The sequence below is a fragment of the Phenylobacterium sp. genome (assembly GCF_031360265.1).
Lineage (GTDB): Bacteria > Pseudomonadota > Alphaproteobacteria > Caulobacterales > Caulobacteraceae > Phenylobacterium.
The window spans coordinates 1-11,744 of sequence record NZ_JANMBF010000117.1 but is presented as its reverse complement, the minus strand read 5'-3'; the positions used below and the strand labels follow the sequence as shown (position 1 = coordinate 11,744).

Here is an 11,744-nt window from a genome sequence, read left to right as displayed (position 1 = left end):
AGGTCGAGCTCCAGGTTGCCATAGCCGGCTGCCGCCTGCATTGCGCGGACGGCCTCCGGCGCGAGTGGAGCGCGTCCCAGGTTGGTATGGATCACCACCCCCGTGGCGTTGATCACCCCGAACAGGGTCTCACGGGCGCCGTCCGCCAGCCGCCGGGCCACCGCGTCCAGCAGGCCCGCGAAGGTCGGAATCTCGCGGTTTCCGGTCACCAGGCTCGCCCGGGTCTCGGCCAGCACGCCGCGCATCGCGTCGGCCACAGCGGCGGCGCCGAACTGGGCGTTCAGCGGCTGGGCGGCGGGGTCAGCACAGATCGTCCCGACCGCCGGCAGGCGGCGACGCGGGTCTGGAGCGCCAACCTTGGGGCTACGATGCTTGACGGTTCGTCTCCCTGTCCCCTGACGCCGCGCCCGATCATCGCGCCAACCCGGCCGTAACACCAGTCCGACAGGAGGAAAGCCGCCTCGGGTGACGGGCGCAGCGGTTCGCTGTAGGGGCTTGGGGATGCGCGCCCGGGCGGACAGGGACGCGCGGGGAAGGACAAGTGCGTGACCGCACCCCTCAGCCTGGCGGTGATCGGCCATGTGAACCATGGCAAGTCCGCCCTGGTCCGCGCCCTGACCGGCATCGAGACCGACCGGCTGAAGGAGGAGATCGCGCGCGGGCTTTCGATCACCCTGGGGTTCGCCTGGCGCGACTATCCGGCGGGCTGTGTGGATTTCATCGATGCGCCGGGCCACGAAGATTTCATCCGCGCCATGGTGATGGGCGCCACAGGGGCGCGGGCGGTCCTGCTGGTGGTGTCGGCCACCGAGGGGTTCGGACGACAGACGCGGGAGCATCTGCGTATCGCCAGCCTGCTGGGCCTGCGCGCGGGGATCGTGGCGGTCACCAAGTCCGACCTGCTGGCGGAGGGCGCCGAGGCCGAGGTTCGCCGTCGGATCACGAGCGAGCTCAGTGACAGCTTCCTGGCCGGCGAACCCATCGTCTTTTGCTCAGCGGTGTCCGGGATGGGGCTGGACGAACTGTCGGGCCAATTGCAGGCGCTGGTCATACGCAGCCCGGCCCCCGAGGCTTTGCCGGGCGCCTATCTGCCGCTGGATCGGGTCTTCAGCGTCGCCGGGGCCGGGACCATCGTCACCGGCACCCTGCTCGGCGCCGCGCTGGGGTTGGGTGCAGCGGCGTCGCTCGAGCCGTCGGGACGCCGGGTCAGCGTCCGACAGATCCAGATCCATGGCCAGACCACCGAGCTTGCCGCGCCTGGCGGCCGGGTCGCCGTGGGCCTGCGGGGTGTGTCGGCGGGCGAGATCCGGGCTGGCGAGGTGCTGTGCGCGGCGGGCTGCTACGAGGCCAGCGCAAGGGTCGACGTCGAACTGACCCTCTCGGCCGACGGCGCCCGCCCGCTGAAACCGACGGACGAGGTGCGGGTGATGTGGGGCGCCCGGCAGGACATCGCCAGGCTGCGCCTGATCGGTCCCAGAGTGCTTTCGCCCGGTGATCGGGGCCTGGCGCAGCTGCGTTTTTCAACCCCGGTCATCGCCTATGCCGGCCAGCGCGCGATCCTGAGGCGGCCGTCGCCGGCCGAGACGATCGGCGGCGTCGTCGTGCTCGACCCGACTGCGCCAACCTTACGGGCCGCCAGGAGTGGGGGGATCGAGGGGCGGCGGGATCTGCTGGAGGCCGTCGTCGCCGGCGACCTGGAACCGATCGCCCATCAGCTGGCGCGGCGGGATGGCGGCAGCCTGCGGGTGGCCGAGGCGGCCCGGCTTTCGCGCCACAGCGCCGCCGAGGTCCGCCGGCGCCTGGCCCGGGACTTCGAGGATATCGACGACGGCGTCATGGCCACACGGGCCGCCGTCGCCGGCGCGCGCCAGGCCTACCTGGAGCGGCTGACCGAGGCGCACCGCCTGACGCCGGCGCGGTCGTGGGTGTCGGCCGGCGCAATTCGAAGCGGGGTGTCCCGCGAGCTCGTGGCCCACGTCGAGTCGCGACTGGCGGCGGCCGGCGAGATCCGTCTGGACGGCGCGCTGGTGGCGCGCACCGGCCACGATCCCCTGGCGACCCTTTCCGCTGAGGCCCTTGCCCGCCTGCGCCAGATCGAGGGCGCGCTGCGGGAGGGCGGCCTTATGCCGCCCGACGCGGACCTCGCCGATCAGGACCTGATCCAGCTGCTGATCGAGACCGGGCGCGCGGTCTCCCTGCGCAACCACGCGCTGCGCCAGACCCTGGTCTTCCACATCGACGCCTTGGCGGCGGCTCTCGGCGCGCTCAGCGCGGCCTTTCCGGCGCCGGCCGAGTTCACCACCGGGGAAGCGCGGGCGGCGCTCGGCACAACCCGCAAGTTCATCGTGCCGGCGCTGGAATTCCTCGACGCCAAGGGCGCCACCGTGCGCCAGGGCGACGCGCGACGGATCACCGGGGCGGAAAACCCCTTCGGCGTTTCGCAAAACCCGATCTAGTGTCGAGGGCGATGGAGGTGACTGGAGTCTGGTGGCTTCCCCGGTCTTCAAAACCGGTGACACGTCCCAAAGGCGTGTGGTGGGTTCGATTCCCATCCACCTCCGCCAATCGAACGGGCCGCGTCGTCCGGTGGGCTCGGATGCTTAGATGAGGACTGCCGCATGACTTCGACCCCGTCGCCATTCTCCCTGCGCGACCTGGCCGGCGGGGTTCGGGCCTACCCCTCTGGGCGTCCCAGCCTGATCTGTTTCGTCAAGGAAGACTGCAACACCTGCAATCTGGTCGCCCCGGTGCTGGAGGCGTTCCACCAGGCCTGGGGCGGGGTGGCGGACATCTGGATGCTGGGGCAGTCGGCGGATGGAAACGCCATCCTGAAGGACCGTCACGGCCTGACCTTGCCGATCCTCGACGACAGCGCGTGTGCGACCTCGCTGGCCTGGGGGTTCGAGATCGTGCCCGCCGTCTTCTGGGTCGCTTCCGACGCCGAACGGCCGTCTCCGCTCGAAGGCTTCGTCCGGCAGGAGTGGGAGGACCTGGCGCTGCGGATCGCCGAAGACCTGGACGCGCCCGCGCCGGCGGTGGCGTGGTCGCAGCTTCCGGACTGGCGGCCGGGCTGCGGATCGAAACACCTGGACCCGGAGATCCACGACCGCCTGCTGGCGCAGGCCCACGACAGTCCCATACGCGCGCGACGGATCGAGATCGCCAGCTCCGACGACGTCGACGAGTTCATGTTCGACCAGGGCTTCAGCGACGGCCTGCCGCTGACGCCCCCGACCCCGGAGCGGGTGCTGCGCATGCTGTCGGGAACCTCGCGCAACGCCCAGGACGTCGTCGCCGTAGTGCCCCCCAACATGGCCCCGGCGACCGTCGAGAAGATCGCCATCAACGCGGTGATGGCGGGCTGCCGGCCGGAATATCTGCCTGTGGTGATCGCCGCGGTGGAGGCCGTCTGCACCGATGAGTTCAACATGCACGGGGTCACCGCCACCACCATGGGCGCCTCGCCGGTGCTGGTGATCAACGGTCCCATCCGCGAGCGGATCGGCATGAACATGAAGCTGGGCGCGCTGGGAACCGGCAATCGGGCCAACGCCACCATCGGCCGCGCGCTGCGACTGGTGGTGCGCAATATCGGCGGGGCACGCCCGGGCGGGGTCGACCGATCCACGCTCAGCAGCCCGATGAAGTTCACCATGTGCTTCGCGGAATGGGAAGAAGGCTCGCCCTGGGATCCGCTGCACGTCGAACGCGGTTTCCAGCGGGCGGACTCGGTGGTGACGGCCTTCGCCATGACCAGCGGCCCGGTGCAGATCGTCGATCAGGAATCGCGCCAGCCCGACCAGATCGCCGGTACGCTCGGCCTGGGGCTCGAGGGCATGTTCCTGTCGAAGATCCACCGCATGCCGGTCGACGCCCTGCTGGTGGTCTGTCCCGAGCACGTCAGGACGCTGACCAGCCAGGGCGGCTACGCCAAGACCAGGCTGCGCGAACGCATCCAGGCGGTCACCGCGCGGCCCTTGCGCGAGATGGTGGCCAACGCGGTGTCGGGCGCGGGAATTCCGGTCGCCTCGGCCGCGAGGATGAGCGAGGCGCAACTGGCGGCGCCCTCCCCCAAGTTCGCCAGCGATAAGCACATCCACATCGTCGTCGCCGGCTCCGAGGCGGGAAAATTCTCCGCCTGCTTCCATGGCTGGGTCACCGGACCGGCGGGTTCGGCCGTCGTTTCCAGGAAAATCGAATGCTGATAGGCTCATCGCAGATGATCGGAGGACGTCGATGACGACAATTCTGGATCCAACCGACGAACGGGTTCCCGTCGCGCGACAGGTCACCGCGCGGACCGGGAACATCACCGGCGTGATCGGCCTGCTGGACATCAGCAAGCCGCGCGGCAATGTCCTGCTGGACGAGCTGCAACGACTGCTGGCGGACCGTTACCCCCAGGTCGCGATCAAGCGGTACGCCAAGCCGACCTTCGCCAAGCCCTGCCCGCCGGACCTGCGGCTGAAGATCCGCTCGGAATGCAGTGTCCTGGTGGAAGCCCTCGCCGATTGAGGATCGTGCACGACGTGCAGTTTGCACGACACTGTATGGTTCGAAATCCAGGGTCTACCCGCCGTCTCCATCGCGTCCAGCGAGTTCGCCGAGGCCGCCCAGGTTCAGCGCAAGGCGCTGGGGATGGACGACGCGCGCTACGTGCTGGTCGATCATCCGATCCAGGACGCCACCGATGATGAAATGCGCGCCAAGGCCCACGCCGTCCTGGACTCCGTCATCGCCGCGCTCACCACCTGAATGTCGATCGGCCTGGGCCGCGTGGCGCGGACGGGTTGATCGACCTCTCGGGCATTGAACGTCGATAGGCTCCGTCAGGTTTTTGCACGATAGCGAGGCTTGACCCGCGCCAGACCGGGCACGGCCGACCCAACCCAAGGGGTCTGGCGCGCGCGGGCGTCCTCCAGGACCATGGCCGCGCCCTTCTCGGCCACCATCACCGTGGGCGCGTTGGTGTTGCCGGAGGTCAGGGCTGGGAAGATCGAGGCGTCGATGACACGCAGGCCTTGCACGCCATGCGCCCGCAGCCGGGCGTCTACCACTGAGCGGGCCGGATCGGCGCCCATGCCGCAGGTTCCGACCGGGTGATAGACGGTGTCGGCGCGGTCGCGAAAATCCTGCAGCAGGTCCTCATCGGTACTCAGGTTGGCGCCCGGCAGGATCTCGCCGGTGATGATGTCGGACAACGGCGCCGTGGTCGCCAGCCGCCGCAGCAGCCGCGACCCCGCCAGCGCCTCGGCCACATCGTGGTCGGTGTCCAGATAGTTGGGCTGGATAAGCGGGTGGACCAGGGGATCGGGCGAGCGGATCGACAGCGTGCCACGGCTGGTCGGCCGGCAGGCATTGAACGACAGCAGGAAGGCCGAGAACGGATCGGGGTTGGTCAGCCGACGCTCGGCGAGCGGGGTCTGGGTGTAGCTGACCGGGCTGAAATAGAGTTGCAGGTTGGGCCGCGCCTGGCCGGGGTCGCTGCGCACGAACCCGCCGCCCTGGTTGACGCTCATGGAGAGCGGCCCACCCCGGTCGAGCAGGTAGCGCAGGCCGGCCTTCAGCTTGCCGCTCACCGGGCCAAGCTCATCGTTCAGGGTCGGCCGGCTGGAACGGTAGAAATAGGAGACCGCCAGATGATCCTGGAGGTTGCGGCCGACCGCCGGCGCGTCCGCCACCGGTGCGATGCCGAGCGCGCGCAGCGGTTGCGCCGGGCCGACGCCGGACAGCTGCAGCAACTGGGGCGAGTTGATCGCGCCCCCGCACAGGATCACCTCGCCGCGCGCCAGGACCCGCTCGAGACGTCCGCCACGGCGATATTCGACGCCGACGGCGCGCGTGCCCTCGAACAGGATGCGGGTGACGTGGGCGCGCGTGCGAAGCGCGACGTTGGGCCGACGCAGCGCCGGGCGCAGGAACGCGTTGGCGCTGGACGCCCGGCGGCCCTTGTCGGTGTTGATCTGGTAGACGCCGACGCCTTCGCCGGGCGGGGCGTTGAAGTCGGGGGTGGCGGCAAAGCCCAGCGCCCCGGCGGTCGCAATGAACCGCTGGCACAGGGGGTGGGCGCGGGGACCCAGGTCGGTCACATGGATCGGGCCGCCGCTGCCGTGATCGACGCAGGCGCCGGCGTCGTGATCCTCCGACATCCGGAAATAGGGCAGCACATCAGCGTAGGACCAGCCGGGATTGCCCTGCGCCGCCCAGTCGTCGAAGTCGCCCGGCTGGCCGCGCACATAGACCATGGCGTTGATCGAGCCGGAGCCGCCGATCACCTTGCCACGCGGCCAGTAGCTGGTGCGCCCGCCGAGCGCCGCGATCGGGGCGGTGTCATACATCCAGTTGATCCTGGCGTCGAAGAAGGTGCGGCCATAGCCGATGGGCAGCTGGATCCACACTGTGCGGTCCGAGCCGCCGGCTTCCAGCACCAGGACGGTCGTGTCCGTCCGTTCCGACAGCCGCCCCGCGACCACGCAGCCGGCCGTCCCGGCGCCGACGATCAGATAGTCGAAGGTCTCCGTCATCGGACGGGGTGCTGGGTCATCTCGAGGTGCAGCATCGCGCCGGAATAGGGATTGGCCTCGGCCACCGCCTCGTTCAGCTCGACGCCCAGTCCGGGCTCATCGGAGGGGATCACATAGCCCTCTTCCCAGCGCACCGGCTTGATCAGGATCTCGGCGTGGAACCCCTGCCAGTATTCGATGCTCTCCAGGATCAGGAAGTTGGGGGAACAGGTGGCCAGCTGGATGTTGGCGGCGCCGACGATCGGCCCGCAGTAGAGGTGCGGGGCGATCTGGGCGTGGTAGGCCTCAGCCATGCCGGCGATCCTCTAGGCCTCCAGGAGACCGCCCACACGACCGAGATTCATCTGCCGGATCGACGCCGCCCCGGCCTGCAGCAGGCGATGGAAATCGTATTTGGTGGTCAGCCGCTCGCCGGTGGCGATGGGGATCGAGGTGGCCCGCGCCACCTTGGCCATCTCGTCGGGCGCGTCGGGCGGCACCGGCTCCTCCAGCCACAGGGGATCGGCGGCCTCGAGACGTCGCGCCAGGCGGATGGCGCCGGCGGCGGTCATCTGACCGTGGGTTCCGAACAGCAGGTCGGCGCGGGAGCCCACCGCCTCGCGAAGCGTGCGGGCGAACCGCTCGCAAAGGTCCAGCGCCTCGAGCGAAAGCTGGCGGCCGTCGAAGGCGGTATAGGGGCCGGCGGGGTCGAACTTCAGCGCCGTATAGCCGCGCGCCAGATATTCCTGCGACCGCTCGGCGGCCAGGTCCGGATCGTGGTAGACGTCGGTCTGATCGCCGGGCCGCGGATAGATGTAGGTGTAGGAGCGCAGCCGCTCGTGCACCTTGCCGCCCAGCAGCTTGTAGACCGGCTGGCCCGCCGCCTTGCCGACGATGTCCCAGCAGGCCATCTCCAGCGCGCTGAGCACCCCCATCAGCGTCAGGTCGGGATGCTGGGTGAAGCCGCTGGAATAGACGCGCCGCCACATCGCCTCGATGTCGTGAGGGTCCTGGCCGCAGACATAGCGGGCGAACACGTCTTCGATCATCGCGGCCACTAGGTGCGGCTCGAACGGGACGCAGTAGGCCTCACCGACGCCGCAGACGCCGTCGTCCGTCGTCAGCTTGACGAACACGAAGTAGCGGCCGCCGAAGTGCGGGGGCGGGTTGCCGACCACGAAGGTCTTGATGTCGGTCAGCTGCATCGGTCGAGACCCGGCTGGCCGGCGCCAGGATTTCGGAGCGCCCTCATTCAAACGTAGCCGATGGCCAGCTTCTGCTCGGCGACGATGGTCTTGGCCGCGGCCCAGTAGTGGTAGGCCGCCCAGAAGCCGGTGGGCGCCAGGATCAGCAGGGCCAGGCGCAGGGACTCCGCGTCGGCGCCGGCGGGTCCGGCGAAATGGTCGCTCATGAAGCCGACCGCCTGGGGCGCCACGATCAGGTTGAGCACATTGGCCACAAGCAGCGAAATGGCGATGAAGGTCGCCCGCATCTTGGCCGGCGCCAGGTTCTGGATCAGCGCCATGGCCGGGCCGATGTAGAAATAGATCGCCGGGATGAACAGCCAGAACATCAGTTTCGCCACCCAAAGCTGGTGTGTGTAGAAGGCGAAGAACGAGGGAATGGTGGCCAGCGCCACACCCCCGGCCAGGAGCCAGCTGACGTTGCGCGGATCGTCGAAGGCGCGGCGCGACAGGAGCCAGGCGGTGACCACGGTGGCGGCGAACCCGGCGATCAGGTGGATCGGGCCGATCAGTCCCCCGGCCTCGCCGACGTTCAGGTGATAGGCGCGTTGCAGGAAGGTCGGCGTGAACCAGATCAGGCCCCAGCCCCACAGCGCCGAGACGCCGCCGCCCATGATGACGTGCACGCAGGCCTTCTGCTTCCAGAGAAACGCCATGGACTGGGCGAAGGTGACCTTGGTGGTGTGATCGCTGGCGTCGAGGCGGCCGCGTTGCGGCTCCTTGATCGTCAGAAACACGATCAGCCCAAGCAGCAGGCCCGGCACGCCAAGCGCCAGGAACGCCGCGCGCCAGCCGTAGAGGTTGGCCACGGCGCCGGCCATGTCGGCGCCCATCCAGGCGCCCAGCGGCGCGCCGAGCGCGAAGATGGTCATGGCCATGGGGCGACGCGCCGCCGGGAAGTTGTCGGCGATGATCGAGTTGGCGGGAGGTGTGCCGCCGGCTTCCCCCACCCCGACGCCGATCCGCGCCAGCAGGAACTGAAGATAGTTCTGCGAGAGGCCGCAGAAGGCGGTCATGCCTGACCAGATGATCAGCGCCGCGCCAAGGATGTTTCGCCGGTTGGAGCGGTCGGCCAGCCAGGACAACGGAATACCCAGCGTCACATAGAATACCGCCAAGGGTATGCCTGTGAGAAAGGCGATGCCGCTGTCGGTCAGATGCAGCTCCAGCCGCATGGACTCCATGACCGTGGTCACCACATAGCGGTCGGCGATATTGATCGCATATCCCAGGCACATGATCGCCAGGACGTACCAACGCACCAGCGGCAGGGGCGCGGAGATCGGCGCGGCGACGGTGGCCTGGGTCAATGCGGCGTCCTTTTCCCTGATTGGGTTGCGTCGGCGGCGAGCAGGGGCCCCAGCGCCTGTTTGAGGTCGGAAAGGTAGGGCTCGTAGTGTTCCCACTGGTCCAGGCCGCCGCGGAAGAGCGGCTGGCGCACCTGTTCGGAGCTGGCGGTGCGCACGGCGCGCTCGGTTGCGTGGAAGTCGAGGCAGGCCGGTTCGAACGCCAGCCCGCAGTGGTCGAGAAGCCGGCGGACCTGCGTTTCCAGATCGGCGACGACGTCCTCGTACCGCACGCGCAGCACGCGGCCGGGAAGCGCCGCGTCCCAGTGATCCATCAGCTCGACATAGTCGCGGTAGTAGCGCCCGATGTCCGTCAGGCCATAGGTGAAATCCTGGCCTTCGCCGAACAGCTGCTTGAATCCGGAGAAGCAGCAGGCCATCGGATCGCGGCGCGCGTCGATGATCCTGGCGTTGGGCAGGATCAGGTGGATGAGGCCGATGTGGCGGAAGTTGTTCGGCATCTTGTCGATAAAGAAGGGGGCGCCTTTGCGATGTATCGCCGTGTCGGCGATATAGGCCTCGCCGAAGGCGCGCAGTTCCTCGCCGGTCAGTTCAGCCATGTTGGCGGGATACTGAGCTTCCTCATCGACGCGCCGGCGGCCGTCCAGACGGTGCGCCAGAGCCAGGATGTTGGGCAGCTCCATGGTGCCTTCGACCTGGGAATGGGAGGCGAGGATCTGTTCCAGCAGGGTCGATCCGGCGCGTGGCAGGCCGACGATGAAGATCGGGTCGGGCGCCGGGCAGCCCCCGCCCCTGTGCGCGGCGAACAGCGCCGGCGTCGCGTACCGCGCCTGGGCCGCCAGATCGGCGTGCATCCGATCGGCGCTGTAGTTCAGCTCCTCGCGCTTCAGCCGGTTGCCGCGCGCATAGTAGTCGAAGGACGCGGCATAGTCGGCGCGGTCCTCAAGCGCTTTGCCCAAGGCGAAACAAAGGGAATAGCGGTCGAAGAGCGAGGTCTCCGCCGCCGCCTCGGCCGCGCGCATCCGGGCGATTTCCGCGTCTGAGAACCGGTAGGTCTTCAGGTTGGCCAGGCTCCAGTAGGCGTCGCCCAGATCTCCGCGCGCCGCATAGGCCGCGCGATAGGCGGCCACTGCGTCCTGCTGGCGTCCGACGGTCTTCAGCGCGTGGCCGTGGGTCAGGCTGACGATCGGATCGTTGGGCGCCGCGGCGCGCAACTGCTCGTAGAGCGCGAGCGCGGTGTCGAAGTTGCCGACGGCCAGGTGCTGGTTGGCGTACTGCAGCTGGAACTGGGGACTGTCCTGGGCGATCCCGCGGATCGCTTCGGCCTCGTTCAGCGCGGCCTCGAATTTCTGGCGCTTGTTGAGCAGCTTGATGTAGTCGAACCGGGCCGGGAGGTAGTCGGGACGCAGGACGGCGCAGCTCTCCAGCAGGAACTCCGCCTCCTCCATGGCATGCGCCCGGACCCCAAGTTCGGCCAGCAGCCGCATGGCCTCGAAATGGTGCCCGTTGGCCTGCAGGAAGGCGCGGCAAAGGCGTTCGGCCTTGTAGAGGCGGCCCTCGTGGAGAAGGCTGATGACACTGATCAGCTCGGGCGGCAGGCCCGCCAGCCACATGGCCTGGCCGCGCGCCGCGGCGGCCCTGTCCTCGTGGCCCGCGGCCGCATTCAGCTCGGCCAGCGCCTTCCAGCTGGCGACCAGGCCGGGATTGGCGCCGGTGGCGCGTTCAAAGGCCAGCAACGCCAGGTCCGCGCGGCCGATCGCGCGCTGGCAATAGCCGCGTTCCTGAAAGGCCCGGCCATATCCCGGCTGGACCGCGAGCAGACGGTCCAGGATCGTCAGGGCATCCCCCGGCTTGCCTTGGTGGCGCAGGCAGACCGCGGCGATATAGAGGGCGTCGGGCTCGGCGGGGTCGTCGGCCAACAGGGCCTGGGCCAGACTGAGCGCGCCGGCAAGGTCGCCGGACTGAAGCCTGCGCCGCGCCTCGTCCGTCGCCGACGCCGGTTCGACTTGGTACGGTTCGAATTGGTCTTGTACGCTCAAGGGTCGCCCCCGGTCGCCGATCAACGCCGCCACGCCGGGGGAACGACGACGTCCCCCGGCGTGGCGCGCTGAGCAGCTTACCTAGTACTTCGTCGAAAATCTCACGCCGAACGTGCGCGGCCGGTTGGTGGTGATGCGCAGCACTCGGTCCGACGCGTTGGCATAGAGCTGCGCACGCGTGTCGGACAGGTTCTCGCCGAACACCTCGAGCGTCCAGTTGTCCTTGATCACCCCGATCCCGGCGTCGAAGGTCTGATAGGCCCGCAGGTGGAAGTCGCCCTGCAGCGGATTGCCGAAGGCGTCGGCCCCACGGTCGATGGTGGACAACATCCGTCCGGCGGCCTGGGCGCCCGCCCGGACATAGCCGTTCGCGCCGCCGGCAATCTCGCGCTCATAGCGAACGCCGATGTTGCCCTGCAACTCCGGCGTCAGGGCCAGTTGGCTGCCGACCGGGCGCAGGTTGGAGACGCCCTTGGTGACCCGGGTGAGCTCGCTGTGGGTGTAGGTGACGGCGCTGGTCACCGTCAGCCCAGGAACGCCGCGCCAGATCAGGCTGCCCTCGACGCCCTTGATCTCGGCATCGGCGGCGTTCTGGACGAAGGTGAGGAAGGAGTCCTTCGGACGATAGACCTGCGACTGAAGATTGTCCCA

General features: G+C 68.9%; 8 protein-coding genes, 1 tRNA gene and 2 pseudogenes. 4 read left to right on the top strand and 7 right to left on the bottom strand.

Annotated elements, in window-relative coordinates:
- Nucleotides 1–257: hypothetical protein (locus RMN86_RS10855; protein ID WP_309605865.1), on the bottom strand; the 257-nt coding region annotated here is incomplete at its 3' end.
- Between the two features lie 18 nt (nt 258–275).
- Nucleotides 276–581: pseudogene (locus RMN86_RS18165) on the bottom strand (hypothetical protein); the annotation flags it as partial.
- On the opposite strand from RMN86_RS18165, the gene RMN86_RS10850 reads away from it, so the two are divergent.
- The 4 genes from RMN86_RS10850 (at nt 546) to RMN86_RS10835 (ending at nt 4,755) form a co-directional block, all read left to right on the top strand.
- On the top strand, nt 546–2,456 hold the full coding sequence (locus RMN86_RS10850; RefSeq protein WP_309605864.1) for a SelB C-terminal domain-containing protein: 1,911 nt from the start codon (nt 546–548) through the stop codon (nt 2,454–2,456). The pseudogene RMN86_RS18165 and the gene RMN86_RS10850 sit on opposite strands and share 36 nt — an antisense overlap.
- Nucleotides 2,457–2,469: 13 nt before the next feature.
- Nucleotides 2,470–2,564, top strand: a tRNA-Sec gene (locus RMN86_RS10845).
- Between the two features lie 54 nt (nt 2,565–2,618).
- Nucleotides 2,619–4,205 carry a hypothetical protein gene (locus tag RMN86_RS10840; RefSeq protein WP_309605863.1) on the top strand — a complete coding sequence of 529 codons (1,587 nt, stop codon included), beginning with the start codon at nt 2,619–2,621 and terminating at the stop codon, nt 4,203–4,205.
- A 31-nt stretch (nt 4,206–4,236) separates the two neighbouring features.
- A complete protein-coding gene (locus tag RMN86_RS10835) occupies nt 4,237–4,755 on the top strand; it encodes a UGSC family (seleno)protein (protein ID WP_309605862.1) in 519 nt (172 codons plus the stop codon).
- Nucleotides 4,756–4,829: 74 nt separating this feature from the next.
- Here the strand turns inward: RMN86_RS10835 and RMN86_RS10830 are convergent, their stop codons facing one another.
- The 5 genes and pseudogenes from RMN86_RS10830 to RMN86_RS10810 all read right to left on the bottom strand — a co-directional run.
- Complete coding sequence (locus RMN86_RS10830) at nt 4,830–6,524, bottom strand: GMC family oxidoreductase N-terminal domain-containing protein (RefSeq protein ID WP_309605861.1); 1,695 nt, start codon at nt 6,522–6,524, stop codon at nt 4,830–4,832.
- Nucleotides 6,521–7,708: pseudogene (locus RMN86_RS10825) on the bottom strand (mandelate racemase/muconate lactonizing enzyme family protein). Before RMN86_RS10825 ends, RMN86_RS10830 begins: the two are co-directional and overlap by 4 nt.
- Before the next feature lie 47 nt (nt 7,709–7,755).
- A complete protein-coding gene (locus tag RMN86_RS10820) occupies nt 7,756–9,057 on the bottom strand; it encodes an MFS transporter (protein WP_309605860.1) in 1,302 nt (433 codons plus the stop codon).
- Nucleotides 9,054–11,093, bottom strand: coding sequence for a sulfotransferase (locus RMN86_RS10815; protein ID WP_309605859.1), 2,040 nt, complete (start codon nt 11,091–11,093; stop codon nt 9,054–9,056). The genes RMN86_RS10820 and RMN86_RS10815 overlap by 4 nt, the downstream gene beginning before the upstream one ends.
- Before the next feature lie 81 nt (nt 11,094–11,174).
- A partial coding sequence (locus RMN86_RS10810; protein ID WP_309605858.1) for a TonB-dependent receptor domain-containing protein occupies nt 11,175–11,744 on the bottom strand: 570 nt, incomplete at its 5' end.